This window comes from Pseudonocardia sp. TRM90224 (assembly GCF_021245725.1).
Lineage (GTDB): Bacteria > Actinomycetota > Actinomycetes > Mycobacteriales > Pseudonocardiaceae > Pseudonocardia.
Window position 1 is genome coordinate 56,174 of record NZ_JAJGSX010000016.1, and the last position, 26,230, is coordinate 82,403.

Sequence of the window (26,230 nt, forward strand, 5' to 3'; positions counted from 1 at the left end):
GAAGTTCGGGGTCAGGCGAGGGCGGCGAGGCGTTCGACGGAGATGCAGGAGGTCAGGCAGCGCTCCTTGGCGTTGCCGAGCATCTGCTGGGTCCACGTGGTGAAACCGCCGTCGCCGAGCTCGTGCCAGCCGCCCTCGCCGTCGGCCGCCTCGATGCCGATCGCCATGCCGGTGTAGTAGCCGGCGCCCTTCGTCCGGTCGGCGTCGTCGACGAGCGGCACGGGCACGGCGGGCGTGACGGTGTCGGCGAGGCGCTCGCGCAGCACCGGCGCGTCGAACACGGTGGTCGTCAGGCGGGTCTCGCGGCCCGGCAGCAACTCCCGCAGCACCGCCGCCCAGTAGCCCAGGTGCGCGGTGAGCAGCTCGGCCTCGGTGCGTCCCGATCCGGTGTCCCGCGCGCCGGAGACCAGCGCGAACAGCCGGAAGTGGGCCAGCAGCCCAGGCCTGTCGAACGGCTGCGCGCGCAACACCCGGTGTGACGCCGCGAGGTCGACGCGCTGCCCGCCGGCCTGGCGCCGAACGGCAACCTCGACGGCAAGCGCGTTCGTCGGGTCGCTCAGCACCTCGGTGCCGCGAACGGTGCTGACGATCCGGTCCTGGCTGCCGGGTGCGACCGCCGAGCACGTGCCGAGCGGCGCGACGGGGGAGAGCTCGAGTCCGTCGAACGACGGCGGCAGCAGCTCCCAGAGCCGGTTCTCGACCCGGGCGACCGCGCGGGCGTCGGAGGGCGCCGGCCGGACGAACCGGTCGTCCTGCCAGCGTCGCAGCACCCGTCGGGGGTCGACCTGCGCTGCGCGCTCGCGGACCGTCGCGAGCAGGAGGGTCTGCAGGTCGGACGGTGACAGCTCGGACGCGAGCGCCGCCGCGGCACCCTCGGGCAGCCGGGCGACGATCCGGCGTTCCGCCGCGGACGTCCACGAGTCGACCATGAGCGCCAGCGTCCCAAACCACCCCCGACTTCCCCACCGTTTTGTGCACTTGCGCGCCCGCAGGGCGCGCATCCACCCAAAACGGTGGGGAACTTCGGCTCTTGCGCCCGGGGACGGCTCACCCGTACTCTCCCCGCCAATAGTTAGTAAGTCTGTCTATCAATCATCGTTCGAGAGGGTCTGCGATGGCGCGCCTTGCCGGTTCTTCACGGCTGCTGCGAGCGATCAACGAGCGCACGTCCTACGCGCTGCTGCTCGAGCGCCGCACCCTGACGAGGGGCGAGCTCGTCGAGCTGACAGGGCTGTCGAAGCCGACCGCGTCCGAGGTGATCCGCAGGCTGCAGGACGCGGGGCTGGCCAAGGTCGCCGGTCACATGACCGGCAAGCCCGGCCCGAACGCGGAGATCTACGAGCCCGACCCGGACGCCGGCTTCTACGCCGCGTTCTCGGTGCGCGACCTGGGCCGGCGCGCAGGCTCGAACCTGGTCGGCACGCTCGCCGACCTCACCGGCACGGTCCGGTCCCGCACCGAGACGCGCATCGCGTTCGGCAGCACCGACCCGGTCGTGGCGGTCACCGGCGCCCTCGACGAGCTGCTCGACGAGGCCGCGATTCCCGTCGACCGGCTGCGCCACGTCCAGCTCGGCGTCCCCGGCTCGTACGACCCGCAGAGCGACACGATCCGCTACGTCGACGTGCCGGGCTGGTCGGCGCAGGGCCTGGTCGGGCGGCTGCGCGAGCGGTTGGCCGCGCCGGTCGACGTCGCCAACGACGTCAACCTGGTGGCCATCGCGGAACGTGCCCACGGCGTCGCCGCCGACGCCAGCGCATTCGCGCTGCTCTGGCTCGGCGACGAGGGCCTCGGGCTGGCGACCGACCTCGGCGGCACCCTCCTGCAGGGCGCCCGCGGGAGCGCCGGCGAGATCGGCTACATCCCGGTCGGTCTTCCGGGGCGCGGGGCCGGCCGCACCGACTACACGCAGCTCGTCTGCGGCCGTGCGGTGCTGGAGCTCGCGCAGGAGCACGGCATGCGCGCCGGCAGCGCAGCCGCAGCGGTCAGGGCCGCGGTCAACGCCGCGGCCGTGGGCGGCCACGAGGCGTTCCTCGACGAGCTCGCCGAGCGGGTCGCCGTCGGGCTCGCCGCGGTGGTCGCGGTGCTCGACCCGCCGCTGGTCGTGCTGGCGGGGGAGATCGGCAGCGCGGGCGGCGACGTGCTCGCGGCGGCCGTCTCGCGGGCCGTCGGCGAGGTCTCGCCGCTGGGCACCCAGGTCGCCCCGACCGGGATCACGGACGACGCGGTGCTGCTCGGCGCGATGCACGCCGGGCTGACCGCAACGAGAGAGCAGCTGCTGAGCGGTCTGAGCGAGGCAGCGGATCACGTGCCAGGTACGTCCCCCGAGAGGAGCCCTGCATGAAACGACGTCTCGCGTTCGTGGCGGTCGCAGCTGCCGCAGCGCTGGCCGTTGCCGGCTGCACCACCGGCACCGCCGACAACGCCGGTCCCGCCGCATCCGGCACCAAGGCCAGCGGAGAGATCGAGTTCTGGCACTTCTTCACCGACCGCGAGGCCGGAGTGATCGACGGTGTGCTCAAGGACTTCCAGGACAGCCACCCCGACATCAAGCTCATCGCGAAGGGCGGCCAGGACGACGAGCAGATGCGTCGGGCGATCTCGGCCGGGCAGGGCCCGGACGTCGGGCTCTCCTACGACACGCTCGTCGTCGGGAACTTCTGCCGAACCGGGGCGTTCCGCGACCTGAACCCGTACATCCAGCGCGACAAGATCGATCTCGGCAAGATCTCGTCAACGGTGCTCTCCTACACCGAGTTCGAGGGCAAGCGGTGTGTGATGCCGGCGCTGACCGACGCATACGGGCTCTACTACAACAAGGCGCTCCTCGGTGACCGCCAGCCGCCCAAGACGTGGAGCGAGCTGACGCAGCTGGCGAAGGACCTCACCAAGCGCAAGCCGAACGGCGAGATCGAGGTCGCCGGGTTCGTGCCGCTCGCGGGCTTCTACGAGACCCAGCCTTCGCGGTTCGCGCCGGCCGCCGAGGCCAAGTGGATCAAGCCGGACGGCACGTCCGCGATCGGGACCGATCCGGCCTGGCGGGAGTACCTCACGTGGCAGAAGGAACTCGTCGACTGGTACGGGCACGAGAACCTGCAGAAGTTCGTCGCCGGACTCGGCCAGGAGTTCGCCGCCGACAACGGCTTCCAGGCCGGCAAGATCGCGCTGCACGTCGACGGCGAGTACCGGCTCGCCTACCTGCGCAAGGAAGCACCTGATCTGCAGTTCGGCACCGCGCCGATACCCACGCCGGACTCCAAGGTCGCGAACTACGGCGCTGGCAACATCACGGGCAACATCATCGGCATCAGCCGTGGTTCCAAGAACCCCGAGGCGGCGTGGGAGCTGGTCAAGTACCTGACGACCGACACGAACGCGCTCGTGAAGCTCTCGAACGGGCTGCGGAACCTCCCGACGACCTCGGACGCCCTGACGTCGCCGGCGCTGGAGAAGGACGCCAACTTCCAGGTCTTCCTCGACATGCTCGCGAACCCGAAGAGCGCTACGACCCCGCCGACGCACAACGGCAACCAGTACGTCGAGCAGTTCGGCCAGTTCACGCAGGCGTGGCTGCGTGGCGAGGTGCCCGACCTGCAGGCCGGGCTGACCGATCTCGACAAGCAGATCAATGATGCTTTGAAGGTTTCCGGCTGATGTTCCGCAAGTCTTCGGTGGCGGTGCGGTCGACCGGCTGGCGCCAGTTCCGCACCGCCGCCGGTTTCATGTGGCCGGCCTGGCTGGGCATCGCGGTCTTCTTCGTCTACCCGCTGATCGCGACGGTGTACTTCTCGTTCCACCAGTTCGACATGCTGACGATCCCGAAGTGGTTCGGGCTCGGGAACTACGAGTACCTCTTCGTCGACGTCCGGCTGCACGCCGCTGCGTACAACACGCTGTGGCTGGTCGTGGTGATGGTGCCGGTCAAGGTGCTGGCGTCGCTCGGGGTGGCGCTGCTGCTCGCCAAGCTGAAGCGCACGGCGTCGTTCTGGCGGGCGGTCTTCTACCTCCCGGCGCTGATCCCGCCGGTGGCCTCGACGGTGGCGTTCGTATTCCTCTTCAACCCGGGCACCGGCGCGGTGAACACCGTGCTGCGCTGGGTCGGGATCGAGGGCCCGCTGTGGTTCAACGACCCCAACCTGGCCAAGCCGTCGCTCGTGCTGCTGGCGGTCTGGGGGCTGGGCGACTGGATGATCATCCTGCTGGCCGCGGTGCTCGACGTCCCGCAGGAGCGCCACGAGGCCGCCCAGCTCGACGGCGCGAACGCGCTGCAGCGGTTCCGGCACGTCACGCTGCCGGGGATCTCACCGGTGCTGCTGTTCACCGCGCTGGTCGGGGTGATCCAGACCTTGCAGTACTTCACGCAAGCCGCGGTGGCGGGGACTGTCGCGTCCGGACAGGCGACGGTGGGGCAGGGGCGGACGAAGGAGTTCGGCTACCCGGCCGACTCCACGCTGACGTACCCGATGTGGCTTTACGACACCGGGTTCAGCCAGTTCGCACTGGGCTACGCGAGCGCGCTCGCGGTCGTCCTGTTCGTGTTCTCACTGCTGTTCACCGTGATCCTGTTGCGCCGGTTCCGTGCGTACGCCGCTGAGGGGAGCGTCCAGTGACCACGACGGTGGAAGCGCCGCCGCAGGGCAAGCAGGCGCCGGTCGCCCGCAGGCCCGCGCTGCAGACCGACAGGGTGCTGGCCGCGATCGGGAAGCACTCGATCCTGATCGCTCTCGGGATCATGTTCCTCGCCCCGTTCGCGTTCGTGACGCTGACCGCGCTCATGAGCTCCGACCAGGCGTTGACGAGCCAGCTGTGGCCGCGCTCGTGGCATCCGGAGAACTTCGTCGAGGCGTTCCAGAAGGCGCCGCTCTTCCGGTACCTGGTGAACACGCTGTTCTACTCGGTGCTCGGCACGTTGTTCATGCTGCTCTCCAGCATCCCGGCGGCGTACGCGCTGGCCAGGCTGCAATGGCGGGGCCGGGGGATCAGCCTCGTCGCGGTGCTGTGCGTGATGATGCTGCCGCCGCAGGTCACCGTCGTGCCGGTGTTCCTGCTGTGGGCCAACGCCGACCTGACCGGGACGCTGTGGCCGCTGATCATCCCGATGCTGCTCGGCGACGCGTTCTCGATCTTCCTGCTGCGCCAGTTCCTGGTCACGATCCCGACGGAGTACACCGACGCCGCGCGGGTCGACGGCTGCAGCGAGTGGCAGGTGATGCTGCGCGTGATCCTGCCGATGGCGAAACCCGCCGTCGCGGCCGCGGCGATGTTCCAGTTCTTCTACTGCTGGAACGACTACTACGGGCCACTGCTCTACACCAACCACGAGCGGGACAACTGGACCCTCTCGATCGGGTTGGCGACGTTCCGCAACCTGCACCAGGTGGAGTGGAACCTCGTGATGGCGGCGACGCTGCTGGTGCTCCTGCCAGTGCTCGTCGTGTTCTTCCTCGCCCAAAAGGCGTTCGTCCAAGGTGTCACGATGACAGGGGTGAAAGGGTGAAGGTCGCGGTCGTCGGCGGAGGGTCGACGTACACGCCGGAGCTGGTCGACGGGTTCGCCCGGTTGGCGGGCCAGCTGGGGATCGAGGAGATCGCGCTCGTCGATCCCGCAGCGGAGCGGCTCTCGCTCATCGGCCCGCTCACCGAGCGGATCTTCGCTCGGCACGGTTACCCGGTGAAGGTGAGCTGGACGGCCGACGTCGAGGAAGGCGCGTCCGACGCGTCGATCGTGGTGATCCAGCTGCGCGTCGGGGGCCAGGAGGCCCGCATCTCCGACGAGACGATCCCGCTCCCGTGCGGCTGCATCGGGCAGGAGACCACCGGTGCGGGCGGGCTGGCGAAGGCGCTGCGCACGGTGCCGGTGGTGCGCGAGTTGGCCAGGGTCGCGGCGAAGGTCGCGGCCCCGAACGCGTGGATCGTCGACTTCACCAACCCGGTCGGCATCGTCACCAGGGCGCTGCTCGACGACGGGCACCGCGCGGTCGGGCTCTGCAACGTCGCGATCCACCTGGCCCGCCGGTTCGCCGCGATGCTCGACGTCGAGCCCGAGCGGGTGGAGCTCGACCACGTGGGCCTCAACCACCTCACGTGGGAGCGTGCGGTGGTGGTCGACGGCGTCGACCGGCTCCCGGAGCTGCTCGACTCGCGGCTGGCGGAGATCGCCGGTGAGGTGAACCTCCCGCCCGCCGTGCTCGCGATGTCGGGCACCGTCCCGTCGTACTACCTGCGCTACTTCTACAGCCACGACCTCGTGCTGGAGGAGCAGCTGGCCGGCGACATCCGCGGTCAGAAGGTCGCCGACATCGAGACCGAGCTGCTCAAGCTCTACGCAGACCCCGCGCTCGACACCAAGCCGGAGCTGCTCACGCAGCGCGGCGGGGCGTTCTACGCGGAGGCGGCCGTCGGGCTGATCGCGTCGCTCAGCGGCGCGCCCGGCCTGCACTCCGCGAACGTCCGCAACAACGGGACGCTGCCGTTCCTCTCCGCCGAGACCGTGATCGAGACGACATGTTCAGTGGATGTCGACGGTGCCGTTCCGCGCGCGACCGCGCCGCTCACGCCGGAGCAGCGCGGGCTGGTCGCGCACGTCTCTGCGTACGAGGAGCTGGCGCTGGAGGCGGCGATCCACGGTGGGCGCGAGCGCGTGTACCGGGCGCTGCTGGCGCACCCGCTCATCGGCCAGCACAAGCAGGCCGACCGGCTGACCGACCTGCTGATCGCGGCGAACGTCGACCACCTGCCGTGGGCCCGGTGAGCGAGCTCGCGAGCGGGCGGTCGGCACGGCCCGAGGTGTTCCTGGCGATCGACGGGGGCAACTCCAAGACCGACGTCGTGCTGGCCGACACGGCCGGCACGGTGCTCGGGTACGCGCGCGGTCCCGGCAGCTCACCGCACGACCTGACGGTCGCCGGATCGGCCGAGCTGCTCGATGAACTGGTCCGCAAGGCGGTCGGCGAGGTACCGCTGCCGGTGGACCGGGCGGAGGTGTTCCTGGCCGGCGCCGACCTCCCGATCGAGGTCGAGTCGCTCACCACCGCGCTCGGCGCGCTCGGCTGGGCGCGTGAGCTGGTCGTCGACAACGACACGTTCGCGCTGATGCGGGCCGGTCTCGACGCGGACGCCGACGACCCTGCCGACGATGGCGACGGGGTCGCGGGCGCGGTCGCCGTCGTGTGCGGCGCGGGGATCAACTGCGTCGGGCGGACGTCCGACGGGCGCTCGGCGCGGTTCCCCTCGCTCGGGCACATCTCGGGCGACTGGGGCGGCGGCGACCACATCGCGTCGCTCGCGCTGTGGCACGCGGCGCGCGGCGAGGACGGGCGGGCGGCGCCCACCGGCCTCGCGCAGGCCGTCGCGGCGCACTTCGGCATGCGCACCGTCGAGGACGTAAGCATCGCGCTGCACCTCGGCGGGATCGAACCGGACCGGGTCGGGGAGCTGTGCCCCGTCCTGTTCGCCGTCGCGGCCCGGGGCGACGCGGTTGCACTCGGGGTGGTCGACCTGCTCGCCGACGAGATCGTCGCCATGGCCCGGGTGGCGATCACCCGGCTGGAGCTGGAGGGCACGGACGTCCCGGTCGTTTTGGGCGGTGGTCTCCTGCGCGCGGGTTGGCCGTTGCTCTCGGCGCGGGTGGTCGCGGGCCTGCAGGCGGTGGCGCCGCTGGTGCGTCCCCGGCTGGTCGACGAACCGCCGGTGGTCGGTGCCGTCCTCTCCGTGCTCGACGCGCTGGCCGCGCCGGCCGACGTCCACGCGAAGCTGCGGGCCGCCGTCCACGACACGGTCTGACCCCGAACTCCCCCACCGTTTTGTGCACTTGCGCGCCTATTCGGCGCGCAAGTGCCGTAAACGGTGGGGAGGTTCGGGGTCCATGAGGACGGCGAGCTTCATCTCGGCCACCGTGAGCAGCGGGTCGACCGCTTCGGGCTCGAGGTGGAGGCACTCGGCGATGAGCATCCGGTCGAGGCCGGCGTCCCGCAGGCGCAGCGCGAGCGAGTAGGTCGGCGGCAGCCGGGAGAGCGCCGCGGCCAACACCGCTCGGTCGCCGAAGTGCGTGACGTCGCCCATCGGCAGATCGTGCGATGCCGTGGCGGGCGGGTCGCGCGTACCGCACTACTCGAAGTGTGCTGACCCACTCAGGCCGTGGGGCTGCCTTCCCAGAAGGTAGGTGCTGGCCTTGATGCTTCGCGGAGCAAGCAGGCCGATGCTCGACGGGTGACCGGATTCGGGCTCGGACGCACGTGGCCGCTGGTCGGCAGGGATGCCGAACTGGGGTTCGTCGTGCACGGGCTGCGCGGACGCGGCACGCCCCACGGTGTTGTGCTGGCCGGCGCCGCGGGCGTCGGGAAGACGCGCCTCGCCCGCGAGGTGCTGGCCGCCGCCGGCAGGACGACGACGCGCTGGGTGGTCGCGACGGACTCGGCGCGGGCCGTCCCGCTCGGCTGCTTCGCGCACCTGCTGCGCTCCGCCGTCGTCGCCGGCCCCGGCATGATCGCCCGCGCGGCCGACGACCTGCTCGCCGAGGCGCCCGGCCTCGTGATCGGGGTGGACGACGCGCACTTCCTCGACGACACCTCGGCCGCGCTCGTCCACCACCTCGCCGCCGAACGCGGTGTCCCGACCGTGGTGACGCTGCGCAGCGGCGAGCGAGCCCCCGACGCCGTCACCGCGCTGTGGAAGGACGGCCACCTGCTCCGGCTCGACCTGCAGGCGCTCTCGACCGAGGACACCGGCGCGCTGCTCGCCGAGGTGCTCGGCGGGCCGGTCGAGGCCAGCACCGTGCAGCGGCTCTGGGACGTCACCGCCGGCAACGCCCTCTACCTGCGCCACCTCGTCGAAGGTGAGCTCGACGCCGGACGGTTGCGCCGGACGATCGGGGTATGGCAGTGGCGTGGTGACCTCGCCCTGCCGCCGCCGCTGCGCGAGCTCGTCGACGCCAGCATCGGGCAGCTCCCGGAGGCCGTGCGCCATGCCGTCGAGCTGGTGTCGCTGGGCGAGCCGATCGGGGTCCGGCTGCTCACCGGGCTCGTCGACCCCGAGGCGTTGGACGAGGCCGAGCGCCGCAAGCTCGTCAGTGTCACCGTCGAGGGCGCCCGCACCGAGGTGCGGATCGCGCACCCGCTGCACGGTGAGGCGGTCCGCGAAGCGCTCTCGACGTTGCGCGCCCGCAGGCTGCGCGGGCAGCTGGCCGGCGCGCTGGCCGCCACCGGCTGCCGTCGCACCGGCGACCTGCTGCGGCTCGCCGACCTCATGCTGGGCAGCGACCGCCCCGCCGACGCCCGGCTGCTCGCCGACGCCGCCGTCGAGGCGAACCGGCTCGGCGCGATCCCGCTGGCCGAGCGGCTCTCCCGGGCCGCCAGCACCGCGGGCACGTGCTTCGAGTCGGAGCTGATGCTCGGCTACGCGCACGGGTGGCAGGGCAGGGCGGGCGCCTCCGCCGAGCGGCTGGCGGCGGCGACCGCGCTGGCCAGCACCCCCGAACAGCACGTCCGCGCCACGATCGCGCAGGCCAGCCTGCAGTGGTGGGGCCTCGGCGACGGACCGGCCGCAGTCACGACGTTGGAGGCCGGGCTGCGCAAGGCGGTCGGCGAGCCGCTGCGCGACGAGCTGCGTGCCGTGCTGGCGGTCCTCGCCATGCACGACGGCCGGACCGCCGACGCCGCACGCGAGGCCCGCGCGGTGCTGGAGGCCCCGGCCGTGACCCCGCGCGCCGCGACGTTCGCCGGCAACGCGCTCACCGTCGCCTCCGCGATGCTCGGCCGGCCCGACGACGCCGTCGCGGCCGTCGGGCCCGCGCTCGACGCGTCCGGCAGCCTCCCCGAGACGGCCGTCCTGCGCGCCGGGATCTGGTGGGGGCACCTGCTCGCGCTGCGGCTCGCCGGGCGCCTCGACGAGGCCGCCGCCGTCGCCGACCGGTACGTCGCCGACGCGGGGGAGAGCCCGCTGATGCGGTGCAAGGCGCTCGTCTACCGGGCGGGCGTGCAGCTCGACCAGGGCCGGATCGACGCCGTGCCGGCCACGATGCGGGAGACCGTCGCGTGCCTCGACGGCAGCGACCCGGCCGACTGGACGTTCTTCTGCCACCTCGCGCTGGCCACCGCGCTGGGCATGGCGGGCGACGCGACCGGCGCCGGCATCGCGGCGCAGGCAGCGCGCACGCGGTTCCGCCCGACCGTCGCGATGGTCGAGTCGGAGCTGCGGCTGGCCGAGGCCTGGGTGGCCGCGGCGGAGGGGGCGCTCACCGAGGCCGTCGCCGCCGCCCACGACGCGGCCGCGCTCGCCGCCGACGGTGAGCGGGCCGCAACAGAGGTGGTGGCGCTGCACACCGCGGTCTGCTTCGGCGACCGCACCGTCGCGCCGCGGCTCGCCGAGCTGGCCGGTCGCATCGGCACCCCGCGCGCCCTCGCCGCCGCCCACCACGCCGCCGCGCTGGCCGCCGGCGATGCGGCCGGCCTCGACGCCGCGGCGGGCGAGCTGCTCGACATCGGCGCGGTCCTGCTCGCCGCCGACGCCACCGCGCAGGCCGCACTGGCCTACGGCCGGGCCGGCAGGCGTGGCGCGTCGGCGTCGGTCGCGGCCCGGGCCAACTGCCTCGCGGAGCGCTGCCCCGGCGCCCGGACACCCGCGCTGCGTGCGATTGCCCGCCCGCTGCCGATCACCACGAGGGAGCGCGAGATCGCCTCGCTGATCGCACGTGGACTGTCCAACCAGGCCATAGCCGAGCGGCTGTTCGTCTCCGTGCGGACGGTGGAGGGCCACATCTACCGCGCCTGCACGAAGCTCGACGTGACCGACCGCGCAGCCCTGGCGTCACTCGTCTCGGTCGCCTAGGGGCGCCCTGAATGACTCGGGCCTACTGCGCGACGCCCAGGCGGCGCCCTCGCTGCGTTGGACGGCCGGACCGATGCAACAGCGGCATCGGCCCGACCGTCCGCCTTGCGATGACACCACCTGGACGCCGCTCGCTACGGCCGGAGTCATTCAGGACCCCCCACCGGGTGAAGTTGTGAAGTCGAGTACCCGACTACCTATGCCGGGGATCTACAACAGCCTGATCCTGACCCCCACCACCACGGCACTGGAGATCGCATGAGAACGACCTATCGCGTGCTTGCGTACCTGATCGTGTTCCTCGTGGTCGTGCAGGCCGCGGCCATCGCTTACTTCATCGCGGGTCTCGGCGAATGGATCATGGGCGGTGGCGTGCTCGACGCCGCGACGATGGAGAGCGAGAGCACGTTCTTCCCCGGACTCATCGGCATCATCATCCACGGCATGAGTGGCACCTACCTGATCCCGGCGGTCGCGCTCGCACTGCTGGTGGTCGCCTTCTTCGCGCAGGTGCCGCGCGGCGTGATGTGGGCCGGGGTGCTGGTCGGGCTGATCGCCGTGCAGGTGGCGCTCGGCATCGCGCACGTCCCGGTGCTCGCGCTGCTGCACGGCATCGTCGCGTTGGCCATCCTGGTCGTCGCGCTGATCGCCGCCCGCGCGGCCAGCGGGGCACCTGTCGGGCCCGCCGCCCGCGCGGACGCGGTCGCCTGACCCGTGCGCGTCCGCCCGCGTTTTGTCATCGCGGTGGGCGCGACCCTCGTCGTTCTGGCACCGCTCGCCTGGCTGCAACAGGCGAGCCTGCTGCCCGGCTCCTACTCCGTGATGGACATGGGTGTCGTGGACACCGGTGGGGCTGCGCTGGGGCACCACCGGCATGAGGACGGGGTCGGACGCGGAGTCGACACGATCGTCGAGACCGCGACCGACCCCGTCGTGCACGTCGAGCTCGCGGCACGCAAGGACGGCGACCGCTACACCCTCAACGGCACCTCACCCGGCCCGGAGATCCGGGTGGAGCAGGGGCAGCTGGTGGAGGTGCGGCTGGTCAACGAGTCGGTGCCGGACGGCGCGACACTGCACTGGCACGGCGTCGACGTGCCCAACTCCGCCGACGGGGTCGCCGGCGTCACCCAGGACGCCGTGCCGGTCGGTGGCAGCTTCACGTACCGGTTCCTGGCCAGGCAGGTCGGCACGTTCTGGTACCACTCCCACCAGCTCTCGCACGAGCAGGTGCGCAACGGGCTGCTCGGCGCCATCGTCATCACCCCGCCCGGCGGCGTCGGCGCGACGGACGTGACCGCGCTCGTGCACATCTACGACGGCACCCGCACCGTCAACGGGCGGGCCGGTGACTCGCCCGCCGCTGTCGGGCCGGGGGAGCGGGTGCGGGTGCGGGTCGTGAACACCGACGAGGGGCCGATGCCGGTCTGGGTGAGCGGGTCGGAGTTCCGGCTCGTCGCGATCGACGGCACAGAGGTACAGGGGCCGACACCGGTCCGGGACGTCGCGGTGCTGGTGACCGCCGGTGCGCGGGCCGACCTCGAGCTCGTGGTCCCGCCCGGCGGCGCGCGGGTCGAGATGGGCGGATCCGCGGCGCTCGTGCTCGGCGCTGCGTCGGCGCGCACGTCCAGGCCGGCGCGCACGCTCGACCCGTTGAGCTACGGCACACCCGCCGACATCGGCTTCGACCCGGCCGCGGCGAACCGCCGGTTCGACTACGTGATCGGGCGCCGCCCCGGCTTCGTCGACGGCTGGCCCGGCGTGTGGTGGACGATCAACGGCGGGATGTTCCCCGACGTGCCGATGTTCGTGGTCGCCGAGGGTGACGTCGTGCGGATGCGCATCGAGAACACGTCCGGCGAGGTGCACCCGATGCACCTGCATGGCCACCACGCCGTCGTGCTCTCGCACAACGGCGTCGCGGCCACGGGCAGCCCGTGGTGGGTGGACTCGCTCGACGTGCCCGACGGCGAGATGTACGAGGTCGCGTTCCGCGCCGACAACCCGGGTATCTGGGTCGACCACTGCCACAACCTGCCGCACGCGGCGGAAGGCCTGATGGCGCACCTCATGTACGAGGGCGTGACCACGCCGTACCGGGTCGGGCACGAGGCGGGCAACACGCCGGAGTAGGTCCTGGCGAGGTGCGCGCACGGATCCCGGGTGAGGGGCGCATACGTTGCCGGGAAAGCCACTTTCCCAGCGCCACAGGCCGGGAAAGTGGCTTTCCCGGCGCCCTCCGCGGCCCCCTCCGCGGCCCCGTTCGCGTACCTCGGTACATGCACGCAACGCCCCGTCAGCGGGCCCGCAGCCCGTCGAGGTGGATGCCGACGAAGCGGCGCCAACCCTGTGGGTCGTCCGACTCCTGGATCACCCGGGACACCGCCCACACCAGCGCTGTCAGGTCGGACGGGGCGAAGTCGGCGCGCAGCGCACCGGCCGTCTTCGCCCGCTCGATGATCGTCTCGACGTGGTCGAACCCCATGCACTCCGCGGCGGGGTCGATCGTGCCTGGCGGCTTGCGGGCCACCGCGTCGTTCAGGGTGCGGTCGTTGGCCTGCAGCGCGAAGAGCCCCTCGACGAAGGACACGAAGCCCCGCCACGGGTCGGCGTCGGCGAGCGCGGCCTCGGCGATCGGGCCGAGCGGGGAGAGCCGGTCGGGGAATATCGCCCCGATCAGGGCCGCGCGCTGCGGGAAGTGGTTGTAGAGCGTTCCGATGCTCACGCCTGCCCTGCGCGCGATGTCCTCCAGCGGCGTGTCGAGTCCGTGCTCGGCGAACGCGTCGGCGGCCGCGACGAGGAGCTTGTCGCGGTTGCGCGCTGCGTCGGCGCGGAGCGGGCGGGCCACACGTCCATTCTACGTATCTTGAGGGTCGCCTCAACTTCGTGCTAGCGTCAGACGAAGTTGAGGATGACCTCAACTTATTCGAGTTCGAGGAGTGAACGTGTCCGATCGCAAGACGGCCGTGGTGCTGGGTGTCGGCCCCGGCCTCGGGATGTCCATCGCGCAGCGCTTCGGCAAGGAGGGGTACGCGGTCGCGGTCGTGTCCCGCAGCGCCGACCGGCACGCCGGTTACGTGGGCGAACTCGCCGCCAACGGGATCGAGGCGGCGGCATTCGTCGCCGACGTGAACGACCCCGCGCAGCTGCGCTCGGCGCTGGACGCGATCGACGACCGGTTCGGCGGGATCGACGTCGTCTACTTCGGCCCGGCCGGCACCGGCGGGTTCCCGAAGGACCTCACCACCATCACCGTCGACGACGTGCGGGTGGCGATGGACATCGTCTACCCGGCGGTCGACACCGTGTCGGTGGTGCTGCCCCGCATGCTCGAACGCGGCGCAGGCGCGCTGCTGTTCGGGGGCGGGATCAGCGGGCAGATCCCGATGCCGATGCTCGGGCAGCTCGTGCTGCCGTCCGCAGCGTTGCGCCAGTATGTCCTCACGCTGCACGAGGTGCTGGCCCCGAAGGGCGTCTACGCCGGGATCCTCACGATCGGCGGCGTCGTCGAGCGCGGTGACATCCACACGATGATCAGCGGCGCGCCGGAGCGCTTCGGCAACCTGGCCGGCCACACCCTGAACCCCGACGAGATCGCCGATGAGGCGTGGGCGCTGTTCACCGACCGCAAGGGCGCCGAAGCCACGTTCTCGGCGCTGTAAAACCGTCGACAACGACGTTCTGGCTGTTTGTGAGCGCTAACAACAGCCAAAACGTCGTTGTCGACGGTCAGGCGGTCGCCTCGGCGAGCGCGGTCATGCGCGCGGCGGCCGTCGGGTACGGGCCGGGGTGCACCGCCACCGCGTCCGCGCCGGCGTCGGCGAGCTCGCGGATCTGGGTGGCGATCGTCTTCGCGTCGAGCCCGTCCTTCCACCCGATCCTGATGCCGACGCGGACCGGGCGGTCGGTCAGCCCGCGGATCACGGCGACCCGCTCGGCGAACTGCTCAGGGGTGAGGTCGACGCCCTGCCACTCGTCGGCGTGCTCGGCCACCCTGCGCATCGCCCGGTCGGAGTGCCCACCGACCATGATCGGCACGGCACCCAGCGGGCGTGGCGCGAAGACGCCCTTCTCGATCGGCTCTTCACCGGCGAACAACTGGCGGATCAGGACGATCGCCTCGTCGGTGAGGCGTCCTCGTGCGGCGAAGTCCACACCGAGCGATGCGAACTCGGTGCTGTCCCACCCGGTCCCGACCCCGAGCGTCACCCGCCCACCGGACAGCCGGTCGAGCGTCGCCACCTGCTTCGCCACCAGCACCGGGTTGCGCAGGGGCAGGATCACGACGGACGTGCCCAGCCGGATCCGCGACGTCCGCGCGGCGAGGTGCGCGAGGGTGATGAACGGCTCGTAGACGCCGCCATAGGTACTGCCGTACTCGGCGGGCGGCAGCAGGTGGTCGGGGAGCCACACCGCGTGGAAGCCGAGCCGCTCGGCCTCGACGCCGAGCTCGGCCGGCGTCTCGGCGGGCATGTCGGTCGACTCGTCGGGCAGGACGATCTGGAGGTCCATGTCAGCGGGCACCGGCGAAATGTTCTGTCATGGGTAGAGGTTGACCCCTGACACCAGTGTCATGGTCAAGGGGGCGCGCGTGCTCATCGGGGAACTGTCGGCAACAACCGGGGTCAGTCACCGGATGCTGCGCTACTACGAGCAGCAAGGCCTGATCACCGCCGAACGCGGCACCAACGGCTACCGGCACTTCCCCGCGGACGCCGTGCCGACCGTCGTGCGGGTGAGAGCCCTGCTCGAAATGGGTCTGACGACCGACGAGATCCGCACCGTCCTGCCGTGCAGCTCCGGCGACGAGCAGCCCATAATGGACCTCTGCCCGGAGGTCGTCGGCGCGTTGAGCAAGAAGATCGCCGAGGTGGAGGCGCGGATCGCGAGCCTCAACTGCTCCCGCAGCGCGCTCAAGGCCTACCTCGGTGCCGGTAGTCTCGGCGCGTGATCCTCGTAGCCGGACACCTGATGGTCGACCCGGCCAAGCGCGACGACTACGTCGCGGTCTGCGTCGAGGCCGTCGAGCAGGCCCGCCGCGCGCCGGGATGCCTCGACTTCCCCGTCAGCGCCGACGCCGTCGACCCCGGCAGGGTGAACGTCTTCGAGCGTTGGGAGTCGGCGGAGACGCTCGCCGCGTTCCGTGGCGCCGGCCCGAGCGGCGAGCTGATGGCGGAGATCCGCTCCGCGTCGGTCGTCGAGTACGACGTCAGCGGGTCGCGGTCGCTCACGTAGTGTCTTGTCGTGGGCACAATCGTCAGCTTCCATGCGCATCCCGACGACGAGTCGATCGCCTCTTCCGGCACCCTCGCGAAGGCGGCGGCCGCGGGACACCGCGTCGTGCTCGTCTTCGCCACCCGCGGTGAGCTGGGCGAACCCGTCCCCGGCGTGCTCGCCGAGGGTGAGCAGCTCGCCGTCCGGCGCTCGATGGAGTGCTACGACTCCGCGGCCGTGATCGGGGCGAAGCGCGTCGAGTTCCTCGGCTACACCGACTCCGGGATGATGGGCGAGCCCAGCAACGACGCCCCGTTCTGCTTCTGGCAGGCGTCGGTCGAGCACGCGGCGCGGCGGCTCGCACTGATCCTCGAAGAGGAAGAGCCCGACGTCCTGACGACCTACGACGACAACGGCGGCTACGGCCACCCCGACCACATCCAGGTGCACCGGGTGGGGAAGCGCGCGGGCGACCTCGCCGCCGTGCCCGTCGTCGCGCAGGCCACTACCAACCGCGACTGGATGCTGCGCGGCATGCGCGGGATGGCCGAGGCCGGCCAGCTCCCCGAGGGCTGGGAGATCCCGACCGCCGCCACCGCCCCGAACTTCGGCAAGCCGGAAGCTGAGATCACCCACCGCGTCGACGTCGTCGACTTCGCCGAGACCAAACGCGCCTCCATGCGGGCCCACAAGAGCCAGATCGCGCCCGACCACTTCCTGCTCTCGATGCCCGATGGGGTGTTCGGGATGGGGATGGGTGTCGAGTTCTACATCGTCGACAACGTCCCGAGCGTGGCGTCCGGGAGCGGGTTGTTCGAAGACCTCTTCTCGCCGATGCGGTGAATGCACGCGCTTACCGTTAACAGTCGCAAATAGCTTCGGTCGTTCCGACGCTGACCTGACTGGTCGCACTTAACTTTGGTGCTCGCGCAACTCCTCTTCCGGGTTGGTGGGCATCATGCGTCGTCGGGTTCTTCAGGGCTGTCTTGCTGTGCTCTCAGTGCTTTCTTTGTCACTCAGTTGTGCTCGGCCGGCTGATGCGGATCCGCTGCCGCCGTTCCAGCTCGAGCCTGTCGCGCTGGAGGCCAGGATGGATGCGTGCATGGCTGGACAGGTGGGGCTGGACGAGGTCCTGATGGGATGGGTCAAGATCCGCACCGGTGAGATCAGGAGATGGCGCTGCTGGTCGCTCAAGCACATGATGCTCGACAATGCAGACAGGAATGCCCACAACCCTTACGTCCACCTGGTCGACTTCATGCGGTGCGCCGACGAGGTGATCAGCTACGGCTTTCCTCGGCCGGCCTCCAATCCTGACTACACTGCTCTGCACAAGCAGTTCAACGGGACGAGCGGCCTGGCGATCGCAGTGATCAACGATCTCACCGGGGACGTCGTCACGATCTATACCGTCGGTCGAGATGACCAGTGGTCTGCGTGTGCCAACAGTCTATGATGCCGGTCATGCGTCCAGTGGGAGTCCTAGAGCGCATTCGGGATCTACAGGAGATCGACCGCCAATGGGATGCATCCCGGCCGGACCAGGCGCTCCGCGCAGGTATGGCAACTTTCTTCCAGCAGTGCGGAATGCTGGCGTACTACGACTGCGACGCGTACACCCCGCTGATGACGTACCGCGAGGTTGTTACCGCAATGGACGACCCATCGCAGTCGAAGAGCGCCAGCGCCTTCGAATCACGAGCCTTGCGATGCGTGAAGTTGCTGCATCCGCACGTGTTCAGCGCGGCCGCCCGCGTGGAAGAGCTGACGCTCGACGAGGCGCTCGACGCGCGAGAACCGCTCGTGCGGATCGTTCCCGAAGCGCTGCTCGGAGAGTTCCACGCACGGATCCACTTCGACATGGTCGCTTGGGTCGCTGCCAACGCTCTCGCGGAGGACATCATCCGTCCGTATCGCGCGGCCAGGCGGGTGTTGACGCTCAGCGTCTACAAGCCCGACGACCCGTTCGGCATCATCGAGCCGCTGACAGTCCTGGTCGAGCGCTACGAGGACGTATTGGATGAGCGCAACCGGATCGGTGTGGAGATCACCGAGCTCCTGCGGGACTACCTCATCGCCGTGGGCTGATGCGTCTGCGTCCAGCTGGCGTCTACCAGCGATTTCTCGAACTGGTCGACGAGCAGGACCGGCGAGAGCGTGCACAGCCCGAGTACCGCTCGCGCCGAGCGCTCATGCGATTCATCAACTTGTGCGGGCGGCAGTGGTACATGGACCATCCGCTGTCGACGACCCTCTCTGCGTTTCACGATGTTCTGCTGGCCATGGACGATCCGGACCAGGTGCGGACCCGCACGGACTTCGAGGAGCGCTGCTTCGAGTGCGTGCGCGTGCTCCGGCCGGACATCGAGCACCATGCCCGGAGTGCCGCGGGCGCTGAGCTCACCCTCGACGAGGAGGACCTCGTCCGCGCGCCGCTCCTGCGCGTTCCGCCGTCGATCCTGCTCGGTGCGGCGGACCGCCCGGGCATCCAGTTCCACCTCGTTTGCTGGAACCGGGCGAACTGCCTCGTCGAAGGCGTCGACGAGCCGTACTGGCCCCCCACCTGAGCAGCGCGAACGGCACTTTCGAACGATAGGTTGGCCCGAAGGTGCCGTTCGCGCTCATGGTGTGGCGGTGACATCGGGTCTGGGGCGACGGGCGGCGTGTTCGTGGGTGCGGCGCAGCTGGGTGCGGACCTCATCCGGGTTTCGGCGGAGTTTGCCGGGTTGGGTGTGCAGCACCGTGATGTTCTCGGCCATCATCGTGGCTCGCCTGTCGAGGGTGCGTTCGTAGTCGGCAGGGCTGAGGTGCCACTCCAGCGAGTCGATCTCCCACGCCAGCCCGACCTCGTCGAACCACGCGTCGGGCATCGCGATGAAGCGCCCGCCGCTGTCGTGCAGCTTCACGTTCCACATCGGTGGCGGGAGTCCGCAGGTCAGCACCAGTTCCCGGGCGGTGGCCTCCGCGACGGAACGGACTCCCGCGCTCACCTCGCTCAGGACCTCGCGCGGTAACGCGCTGCCTCGGCTGCTGCCGGCCGCGAGCTCTGATGCGAGGTCGGCGGGGGTGCAGCGGCCGCGCTGCACGACCTCGGCGAGCGTCGCCCGAACGACCGCGCGGTCGGAGGTGCGCCGGGCGAATCGAGCGCGGCCCGCTGAATCGGTGCGATCGCCATTCTCCCCGCCGCCGCGGCGGCTGGGAGCCTGTCGGTGCGCTCGGCCAGGACGTAGCCGGCTCCCACTCGCCGTCGCTGGGCGGGGATCAGCACGTGGACCGGGCCGGAGGGGGCCGGCATCCGGCGCATCCCGTGCAGGTCGAGCGCGTCGAGCCCGGTGAGGACCGTCCCGGTGCCGCCGTGCAGGAGGGCGGCGTTGCGCCGGTGCGTCCTGGTCGGCGCGGCGTTGCTCAGCAGGACGATGCCCGGCAGCAGCGTCCGCCACGGCCCGCCGGGCCGGCAGCGGTGCCGTGTGGTCGTGCGCGAGACGCCGCTGCGTTCCAGCTCGTCGATCGTCACGACATCGGCGCCGCACAGCGCGACCAGCTCGTCCGGCCGGAGCCCGTTGTTGCGTCGAGGCACGAACGAATGCTGCCTACCCGGCCGCCGCGGCGAGGCCACTTTGGAGAGATCGGGTGCGCGAACGGCACTTTCGAACGATAGGTTGGCCCGAAAGTGCCGTTCGCGCCGCCGCTCAGCCCGCCCGCCTGATCCACCCCCGGCACACCATCTCCACCGTCACGGCCACCGCGACCGTCTCCACCGCCAGCAACATGATCAGCACCAGCAGCTGCACCGCGCCGGCCTGCACGGGGGTCGCGCCGCCCAGCAGCATCCCGACGAACGCGCCCGGGAGCGTGACGAGGCCGACGGTGCGGGTCTGGTCGAGCGCCGGTACCAGCGCCTGCGCCGCGGTCGGGCGGGCGATCTCCATTGCGGCGTCGCGGGGGAGGAAGCCGAGCGAGAGCGCGGCCTCGACCTCGCCGCGACGGGTGCGCAGCTCGTCGAGCGCACGGCGGCCGGCGAGGGCAGTGGCGGTCATCGTCCCACCGACGAGGATCCCGGCCATCGGGATCACCGCGATCCCGGTCGGCGGCACCACCCCACCCACGACGAGCGCGGCCACGACCGGCAGCGGCGCCAGCGCGACCGGCAGCGCCGCCCACCACCCCGTGCGGTCGTCGGTCATCCGCTTGCCGCCCGTCCGGGCCGCCACGACGACCATGAGCGCGACGAACGCAGCGCTCGCCAGCACCGAGCCGACGATCGCACCGATCAGCAACGAGACCGCGCCCAGCTGCAGCGTCGCCCGCACCGCCGCGACGACGACCGCCCGCGACACCCCGAGCCGCGCCCGCCACGCGACCAGCGCCGTGAGCAGCACAGCAGCCCCGGCGGCGATGCCGAGCGCAGGCCCGATGACAACGGTTGTCGATCCCACGCCGCGTCCTCCCGTCGACGTCGCCCGATGGGCCCCCTCAGCACAACCCAGGGGCGCCTTCGACGACGAGTAGAGCTACGATCCCCTGCGAGCCACCTTCAGACCCCGGGCAGGGTTCTTCCAGGGCCCAGTGCAGGAGTAGGACAGTGACAGCCGTCGCCCCCAAGCCGATCGAGTCGCCGTACCCGGCGCGCCGGGCGGTCAAGGGATCCACGCTGCTGAAGATGCTGCGGACCACGGATCCCAAGGACATCGCGATCCTCTATCTGGTCACCTCGTTCGGCTTCTTCCTCGCCGGCGGCGCCATGGCGCTGCTGATGCGCGGCGAGCTCGCGGTGCCCGGGCAGCAGTTCCTGTCCAACGAGCAGTACAACCAGCTGTTCACGATGCACGGCACGATCATGCTGCTGCTGTACGCGACGCCGATCCTCTTCGGCTTCGCGAACTACATCGTGCCGCTGCAGATCGGGTCCCCCGACGTCGCCTTCCCACGGCTGAACGCCTTCTCGTACTGGCTGTTCCTGTTCGGCGGGCTGACGGTCCTCTCGGGCTTCCTGACCCCCGGTGGCGCCGCCGACTTCGGCTGGTTCGCCTACACCCCGCTCTCCGACGCCGCGCACTCACCGGGCGCGGGCGCCGACCTCTGGATCATGGGTCTGGTCCTCTCGGGCCTCGGCACGATCCTCGGTGGTGTCAACTTCATCACCACGATCGTCTGCATGCGCGCCCCCGGCATGACGATGTTCCGGATGCCGATCTTCACGTGGAACATCTTCGTGACGGCGATCCTCGTGCTCATCGCGTTCCCGGTGCTCACCGCCGCGCTGTTCGGCCTGCTGGCCGACCGACACCTCGGCGCCCACGTGTTCGACCCCGCCAACGGCGGCGTCATCCTGTGGCAGCACCTGTTCTGGTTCTTCGGCCACCCCGAGGTCTACATCGTCGCGCTGCCGTTCTTCGGCATCGTCTCGGAGATCTTCCCGGTGTTCAGCCGCAAGCCGCTGTTCGGCTACAAGACCCTGATCTACGCGACGATCGCCATCGCGGCGCTCTCGGTGGCCGTGTGGGCCCACCACATGTACGCGACCGGCGCGGTGCTGCTGGCGTTCTTCTCGCTCACGACGTTCCTGATCGCGATCCCGACGGGCATCAAGTTCGTCAACTGGATCGGCACGATGTGGCGCGGCCAGCTGACGTTCGAGACGCCGATGCTCTTCGCGGTCGGCTTCCTCGCGACGTTCCTCTTCGGCGGCCTCACCGGTGTGCTGCTCGCGTCGCCGCCGGTCGACTTCCACGTGTCCGACACGTACTTCGTGGTGGCCCACTTCCACTACGTCCTCTTCGGCACCATCGTGTTCGCCACATACGCGGGCATCTACTTCTGGTTCCCGAAGATGACGGGCCGCTTCCTCGACGAGACGCTCGGCAAGTTCCACTTCTGGACGACGTTCATCGGCTTCCACCTGACTTTCCTCGTGCAGCACTGGCTCGGCAACGAGGGCTTCCCGCGGCGCTACGCCGACTACCTGCCCATCGACGGGTTCACGATCCTCAACTCGATCTCGTCGATCGGCGCGTTCGTGCTCGGGGCATCGACGCTGCCGTTCATCTGGAACGTCTTCAAGAGCTACCGGTACGGGCGAGTGGTCACGGTCGACGACCCGTGGGGCTTCGGCAACTCGCTGGAGTGGGCGACGAGCTGCCCGCCGCCGCGGCACAACTTCACCGAGCTGCCCCGGATCCGTTCGGAGCGTCCGGCGTTCGAGCTGCACTACCCGCACCTCGTCGAGCGGTTCCGGCACGAGTCGGAGGGTGGCAGGCTGCCGGATCCCGGCGAGCTCGCGACGCAGGCGGTCGGCGCGGAGTCACAGCCCGACGACGACCCGAAGTCACGCTGAACGCGGACGAGATGGAGCTTGGTGGCACCAGCGTTCTGATCACGGTCACCGGCCCCGACCGTCCGGGTGTGAGCTCGGTGCTGTTCGCCGCGCTCACCCGCCACGGCGTCGATCTCGTCGACGTCGAGCAGGTGGTCATCAGGGGCCGGCTGACGCTGGGCGCGCTGGTGACGGCGCACCACGATCCCGAGGGGTTGCAGGAGGCCGTCGAGCAGGCGATGGCGAGCATCTCGATGCAGGTGCACACCTCGCTCGAGGCCAATGACGACCCCGAGGGCCGCCGGCACTCGTCGCACGTCGTCGTGGTGACGGGCAGCCCGATCACGGCCCGCGCGTTCGGCTCGATCGCGCAGGCGCTCGCGGACGTCGGCGCCAACATCGACTCGATCCGGCGGGTCGCGGACTACCCGGTGACCGGGCTGGAGCTGATGGTCTCGCCCGACCCGGGGCGCGGCAGCGAGCACCACCCGCCGGGCACGCTGCGCGCGCGGCTGGTCGAGGTGGCCCGCACCGCGGGGGTCGACGTCGCCGTCGAGCGCGCCGGGCTGGCCCGGCGCAGCAAGCGACTGATCGTCTTCGACGTCGACTCGACGCTCGTGCAAGGCGAGGTCATCGAGATGCTCGCGGCCCGCGCCGGCGCCGAGGACGAGGTCAGAGCCGTCACCGAGGCCGCGATGCGCGGCGAGCTCGACTTCACGGAGTCGCTGCGCCGCCGGGTCGCCGTGCTCGCCGGCCTGCCGGAGTCGGTGCTCGACGACGTGGCGGCCGAGCTGGAACTCACCCCCGGCGCGCGCACGACGATCCGGACGCTCAAGCGGCTCGGCTACCGCTGTGGTGTCGTCTCCGGTGGGTTCACCAAGGTGATCTCCTCGCTGGTCGACGAGCTGCAGCTGGACTTCTGCGCGGCGAACGAGCTGGAGGTCGTCGACGGCCGGCTGACCGGACGGGTCGTCGGCGAGATCGTCGACCGGGCCGGTAAGGCGGTGGCTCTGCGCCGGTTCGCCGAGAGCTACGGGATCCCGCTGGAGCAGTGCGTCGCCGTCGGTGACGGCGCGAACGACATCGACATGCTCTCCACGGCCGGCCTCGGTGTTGCGTTCAACGCCAAGCCCGCGCTCCGGGAGGTCGCCGACGCCGCGCTGAGCCATCCGTACCTCGACGTCGTGCTGTTCGTCCTCGGCATCACCCGCGACGAGGTCGAGCGTGCCGACGCCGCCGAGGGTGTGCTGCGGCGGGTGCCGATCGCATGACGCTGGACGTGCTCGCCGAGCGCTACTTCCGGCCGCGTGACGAGCGCGACGCCGAATCCGACGGTGTTGTGCTCGCGATGCCGATCGTGCTGCGGCTGGAACGTCCACCGGCAGCGCGCACACCGGTGCTGGAAGCCGCGGCCAGGGCCGCGCTCGCCGTTTGCCTCGACCCGCGCGCCGCCGACGGCGGTGAGTGGCACGACGCCGTCTCGGCGTGGGTGTCGCGCTACATCCGCAAGATCGCACGCCGGGCGCGCGGCGCGCACTGGGCCGCTGTCGCAGAGCTGCCGGGCGTCACCGTCGACGTCGAGGGCGCGCAGGCCCGCGCGCTGCTGCCGGGCCCGGTCGACGAGGTGCCGAAGGTGGTCTCGCGGCTGCAGATCGGCGGTACCGACCTCGAACGCGACGAACCGGGCGAGCCGCCCGCCGGTGTCCCGGTGATCTGGGTGAACGCCGGGCTGGGCATGAGCGTCGGGAAGGCCGCGGCGCAGGTCGGGCATGCGTCGATGCTTTTCGCAGCGGCGAACGAACTCACGACCGTGCCGGCGTTCGCCGTGCGGGACGCCGACGGGGATCGGTGGAAGCAGCTGTGCTCCGCGGCCACCAGCGGCGACGGTGTTGCGGTGCGTGACGCCGGGTTCACCGAGGTGGCGCCCGGCACCATCACCTGCATCGCCCGCTGAACGCACCGTTACCCTCGCGCGGTGGAGCCGCTGGATCAGGTCACGGAGATCGCTGCCGCCTACACGGCTGTGTTGCAGGAGCGCGGCCCGCTGCCGGCCGACGAGGTGAAGGCGGCGGTCGTGGAACGGGTCGGCCTCGACATGGCCGATCCGGCCGTCGAGGCCGTGGTCGAGAGCACGTACGACGTGCTCCTCACCGGCGAGTCGGCGACGCTGGCGCTCGTCGCGCCGGACGTCGTCGCGCACCTCGAGACGCTCGTCGCCGGCAGCGTCCTCACCCATCGGCTCTCCGAGGCCGAGCACGCCGAGGGCTACCTGTTGCTGGACGCCGATCTCGGCGCCTTCCTGTGCTTCGACGCCCCGACCCACGAAGACGAGCCGCTGTTCGTCGACGACCTCGACGACGGACCCATGTCGTGGGGAGGGATGGAAGGGTGGCTCGACGCCTTCCGGCCGGGTGCGCTGCTGGCCGTGAGCGTGGCGGCGGACTCGCAGGTCACCATCGTCGAGGCAGAAGCGCCCGAAGCACCCGACCTCGCCGCGCACCTGCGTGAGGTCTACGACAGCTTCGCGGAGGATGCGCCGGTCCCGGTGCCGCTGGACTACGTCGTGGCCGGGATGGTGCATCGCGAGCCGGACGTGTTCGCCGCGCCGAGGCCGCCGCTCGGTGAGCTCGTGACGGCGGTCGGCCTCGAATGGCGCGACGGGTTCGTCGCCCACACCGAGGAGATGTGGCAGCTCGCGGAGCAGCTCTACATGATGAGCCGGCTCGCCGACGGCACCGGCTCGGAGGAAGCGGCTGATACGGCGTTCGAGGCGATCACGGTCCTGACCGACCCGGCAGCGGAGCCCGCCGACCTGCGGGCGACGCTCACGCTGCTCACCGACCCCATCGTCCTGCTGGCGGTCACCGAGGAGATGCTGGGCGGCAAGGACGACCCCGGGCGGTTGGCGCAGTTCACCGCCGTGACCGCGCGGCTCGTCGAGCTCGCCGGCGACCGGCGGGCCGCGGCCGCCAACTGGATGGCCGCGGTTGCCGCGGAGCGGGAGGGCCGGGTCCTCGACGCCGAGCCGCTCCTACGGGCGGCGGAGCGCGCCGACAACACGGACCTGCTCGTGACCGACCGGCTGGGCTGGTACGCGTCCGACCGGGGTGACGCCGCGGAGGCGTTGCGGCGCTGGACGGTCCTGCTCGACGAACCGGAGCACGATCCGGACGTGCAGGCGGTGCTCCCGCACGCGAACCTCGCCGCGGCGCCGCAGCCCGGCCGGAACGAGCCGTGCTGGTGCGGATCGGGGCGGAAGTTCAAGCAGTGCCACGCTGGCAAGCCGGTGTTGCGGCCGCTTCCGGAACGGGCGGCATGGCTCTACCGGAAGGCAGCTGCTTACCTGCAGCGCCGGGGCGGCGCCGCCACGGCGGCGGTCGGGTGGAGCACCGACGCGCTCGCCGTCGACACGCTGATGCGCGAGGAGGGCTGGTTCACCCCGTTCCTCGCCGACCGCGGCCCGCTGCTGCCGGCGGACGAGGCCGAGCTGGCCGCGACGTGGACGGACATCGACCGGACCGTGTTCGAGGTGCTCGATCCGCGGACCCTCCGGGACGAGCGCACCGGTACGACGATCACCGTGGCGGAGCCCGCGCCGGCCGACGTCGGCGACCTGGTCTGCGCCCGCGCCCTCCCCGACGGCGGCGGCGCGCACATCCTCATCGCGCCCTTCGTCATCGACCCGGAGAACCGCGACGACCTGCTGGGCCTGCTGGCCCGGCACGCCACAGCCGAGCTGCTGGAGTGGGTCGACGCCGTCGTGTACTCGTCCCCGTGACACTCCGTGGTTGCGGGGGAGGGCAGGAAAGCCACTTTCCGGCCCTGTGAGGGCAGGAAAGTGGCTTTCCTGCCCTCGCGTGCGGGACGCGCACGCCCGCGG

Annotated in this window: 27 protein-coding genes; 20 read left to right on the top strand and 7 right to left on the bottom strand. The window is 71.1% G+C overall.

The features are described from left to right. Nucleotides 1-11: 11 nt before the first annotated feature. On the bottom strand, nt 12-929 hold the full coding sequence (locus LL648_RS22525; RefSeq protein ID WP_232664663.1) for a hypothetical protein: 918 nt from the start codon (nt 927-929) through the stop codon (nt 12-14). Between the two features lie 185 nt (nt 930-1,114). On the opposite strand from LL648_RS22525, the gene LL648_RS22530 reads away from it, so the two are divergent. Genes LL648_RS22530 through LL648_RS22555 form a run of 6 tightly spaced genes read left to right on the top strand, consistent with a single transcriptional unit; the run spans nt 1,115 to nt 7,781 of the window. Then, a complete protein-coding gene (locus LL648_RS22530) occupies nt 1,115-2,344 on the top strand; it encodes an ROK family transcriptional regulator (RefSeq protein WP_232664664.1) in 1,230 nt (409 codons plus the stop codon). Next, complete coding sequence (locus LL648_RS22535; protein WP_232664665.1) at nt 2,341-3,654, top strand: ABC transporter substrate-binding protein; 1,314 nt, start codon at nt 2,341-2,343, stop codon at nt 3,652-3,654. The genes LL648_RS22530 and LL648_RS22535 overlap by 4 nt, the downstream gene beginning before the upstream one ends. Further along, nucleotides 3,654-4,610, top strand: coding sequence for a carbohydrate ABC transporter permease (locus LL648_RS22540; protein ID WP_232664666.1), 957 nt, complete (start codon nt 3,654-3,656; stop codon nt 4,608-4,610). The genes LL648_RS22535 and LL648_RS22540 overlap by 1 nt, the downstream gene beginning before the upstream one ends. Next, the gene (locus LL648_RS22545; RefSeq protein WP_232664667.1) at nt 4,607-5,497 is read left to right on the top strand and encodes a carbohydrate ABC transporter permease; all 891 of its coding nucleotides are present in this window, start codon (nt 4,607-4,609) and stop codon (nt 5,495-5,497) included. Before LL648_RS22540 ends, LL648_RS22545 begins: the two co-directional genes overlap by 4 nt. Continuing rightward, on the top strand, nt 5,494-6,750 hold the full coding sequence (locus LL648_RS22550; protein ID WP_232664668.1) for a family 4 glycosyl hydrolase: 1,257 nt from the start codon (nt 5,494-5,496) through the stop codon (nt 6,748-6,750). The genes LL648_RS22545 and LL648_RS22550 overlap by 4 nt, the downstream gene beginning before the upstream one ends. Next, nucleotides 6,747-7,781: an N-acetylglucosamine kinase gene (locus tag LL648_RS22555; protein WP_232664669.1), complete on the top strand. Its 1,035-nt coding sequence runs from the start codon at nt 6,747-6,749 to the stop codon at nt 7,779-7,781. The genes LL648_RS22550 and LL648_RS22555 overlap by 4 nt, the downstream gene beginning before the upstream one ends. Nucleotides 7,782-7,817: 36 nt before the next feature. On the opposite strand, the gene LL648_RS22560 is transcribed toward LL648_RS22555, so the two are convergent. After that, nucleotides 7,818-8,060, bottom strand: coding sequence for a hypothetical protein (locus LL648_RS22560; RefSeq protein ID WP_232664670.1), 243 nt, complete (start codon nt 8,058-8,060; stop codon nt 7,818-7,820). Nucleotides 8,061-8,207: 147 nt separating this feature from the next. Here LL648_RS22560 and LL648_RS45325 point away from each other — a divergent pair, with 147 nt between their 5' ends. The 3 genes from LL648_RS45325 to LL648_RS22575 all read left to right on the top strand — a co-directional run bounded on the left by LL648_RS45325 (nt 8,208) and on the right by LL648_RS22575 (nt 12,956). Further along, nucleotides 8,208-10,823, top strand: coding sequence for a helix-turn-helix transcriptional regulator (locus tag LL648_RS45325; RefSeq protein WP_308190377.1), 2,616 nt, complete (start codon nt 8,208-8,210; stop codon nt 10,821-10,823). Nucleotides 10,824-11,081: 258 nt separating this feature from the next. Then, on the top strand, nt 11,082-11,534 hold the full coding sequence (locus LL648_RS22570; protein ID WP_232664671.1) for a hypothetical protein: 453 nt from the start codon (nt 11,082-11,084) through the stop codon (nt 11,532-11,534). A gap of 33 nt (nt 11,535-11,567) precedes the next feature. Continuing rightward, nucleotides 11,568-12,956, top strand: a complete 1,389-nt coding sequence (locus LL648_RS22575) for a multicopper oxidase family protein (RefSeq protein WP_232664672.1) — start codon at nt 11,568-11,570, stop codon at nt 12,954-12,956. A 163-nt stretch (nt 12,957-13,119) separates the two neighbouring features. On the opposite strand, the gene LL648_RS22580 is transcribed toward LL648_RS22575, so the two are convergent. Further along, nucleotides 13,120-13,671, bottom strand: coding sequence for a TetR/AcrR family transcriptional regulator (locus LL648_RS22580; protein WP_232664673.1), 552 nt, complete (start codon nt 13,669-13,671; stop codon nt 13,120-13,122). Between the two features lie 97 nt (nt 13,672-13,768). Here LL648_RS22580 and LL648_RS22585 point away from each other — a divergent pair, with 97 nt between their 5' ends. Next, the gene (locus LL648_RS22585; protein WP_232664674.1) at nt 13,769-14,485 is read left to right on the top strand and encodes an SDR family NAD(P)-dependent oxidoreductase; all 717 of its coding nucleotides are present in this window, start codon (nt 13,769-13,771) and stop codon (nt 14,483-14,485) included. A 67-nt stretch (nt 14,486-14,552) separates the two neighbouring features. Here the strand turns inward: LL648_RS22585 and LL648_RS22590 are convergent, their stop codons facing one another. After that, entirely contained in the window at nt 14,553-15,347 is a 795-nt protein-coding gene (locus LL648_RS22590) for a TIGR03619 family F420-dependent LLM class oxidoreductase (protein ID WP_232664675.1), read from the bottom strand. A 67-nt stretch (nt 15,348-15,414) separates the two neighbouring features. Between LL648_RS22590 and LL648_RS22595 the strand changes: the two genes are divergently transcribed. The 6 genes from LL648_RS22595 (at nt 15,415) to LL648_RS22620 (ending at nt 18,604) form a co-directional block, all read left to right on the top strand. Then, nucleotides 15,415-15,774 (top strand): MerR family transcriptional regulator, encoded by a 360-nt coding sequence (locus LL648_RS22595; RefSeq protein ID WP_232664676.1) that lies wholly within the window; start codon nt 15,415-15,417, stop codon nt 15,772-15,774. Further along, nucleotides 15,771-16,058, top strand: a complete 288-nt coding sequence (locus LL648_RS22600; protein WP_232664677.1) for a putative quinol monooxygenase — start codon at nt 15,771-15,773, stop codon at nt 16,056-16,058. Before LL648_RS22595 ends, LL648_RS22600 begins: the two co-directional genes overlap by 4 nt. A gap of 9 nt (nt 16,059-16,067) precedes the next feature. Then, nucleotides 16,068-16,880 (top strand): PIG-L family deacetylase, encoded by an 813-nt coding sequence (locus LL648_RS22605; RefSeq protein ID WP_232664678.1) that lies wholly within the window; start codon nt 16,068-16,070, stop codon nt 16,878-16,880. Nucleotides 16,881-16,995: 115 nt separating this feature from the next. Then, nucleotides 16,996-17,493: a hypothetical protein gene (locus LL648_RS22610; RefSeq protein WP_232664679.1), complete on the top strand. Its 498-nt coding sequence runs from the start codon at nt 16,996-16,998 to the stop codon at nt 17,491-17,493. An 8-nt stretch (nt 17,494-17,501) separates the two neighbouring features. After that, complete coding sequence (locus LL648_RS22615) at nt 17,502-18,125, top strand: hypothetical protein (RefSeq protein WP_232664680.1); 624 nt, start codon at nt 17,502-17,504, stop codon at nt 18,123-18,125. Between the two features lie 194 nt (nt 18,126-18,319). Next, nucleotides 18,320-18,604 (top strand): hypothetical protein, encoded by a 285-nt coding sequence (locus LL648_RS22620; RefSeq protein WP_232664681.1) that lies wholly within the window; start codon nt 18,320-18,322, stop codon nt 18,602-18,604. Between the two features lie 54 nt (nt 18,605-18,658). Here the strand turns inward: LL648_RS22620 and LL648_RS22625 are convergent, their stop codons facing one another. From LL648_RS22625 to LL648_RS22635, 3 genes are all read right to left on the bottom strand, one after another. Beyond that, a complete protein-coding gene (locus tag LL648_RS22625) occupies nt 18,659-19,027 on the bottom strand; it encodes a hypothetical protein (RefSeq protein ID WP_232664682.1) in 369 nt (122 codons plus the stop codon). A gap of 5 nt (nt 19,028-19,032) precedes the next feature. Further along, a complete protein-coding gene (locus tag LL648_RS22630; protein WP_232664683.1) occupies nt 19,033-19,614 on the bottom strand; it encodes a hypothetical protein in 582 nt (193 codons plus the stop codon). 112 nt (nt 19,615-19,726) lie between these two features. After that, the gene (locus LL648_RS22635; protein WP_232664684.1) at nt 19,727-20,473 is read right to left on the bottom strand and encodes an ABC transporter permease; all 747 of its coding nucleotides are present in this window, start codon (nt 20,471-20,473) and stop codon (nt 19,727-19,729) included. Between the two features lie 146 nt (nt 20,474-20,619). Between LL648_RS22635 and ctaD the strand changes: the two genes are divergently transcribed. The 4 genes from ctaD to LL648_RS22655 are packed head-to-tail and all read left to right on the top strand — an operon-like array spanning nt 20,620 to nt 26,128. Further along, complete coding sequence (gene ctaD, locus LL648_RS22640; protein WP_232664685.1) at nt 20,620-22,371, top strand: aa3-type cytochrome oxidase subunit I; 1,752 nt, start codon at nt 20,620-20,622, stop codon at nt 22,369-22,371. 11 nt (nt 22,372-22,382) lie between these two features. Further along, nucleotides 22,383-23,621, top strand: coding sequence for a phosphoserine phosphatase SerB (serB, locus tag LL648_RS22645; RefSeq protein WP_232664686.1), 1,239 nt, complete (start codon nt 22,383-22,385; stop codon nt 23,619-23,621). Next, complete coding sequence (locus tag LL648_RS22650; protein ID WP_232664687.1) at nt 23,618-24,304, top strand: aminoacyl-tRNA hydrolase; 687 nt, start codon at nt 23,618-23,620, stop codon at nt 24,302-24,304. Before serB ends, LL648_RS22650 begins: the two co-directional genes overlap by 4 nt. A gap of 21 nt (nt 24,305-24,325) precedes the next feature. Continuing rightward, on the top strand, nt 24,326-26,128 hold the full coding sequence (locus LL648_RS22655) for a YecA family protein (RefSeq protein ID WP_232664688.1): 1,803 nt from the start codon (nt 24,326-24,328) through the stop codon (nt 26,126-26,128). Nucleotides 26,129-26,230 lie beyond the last annotated feature (102 nt).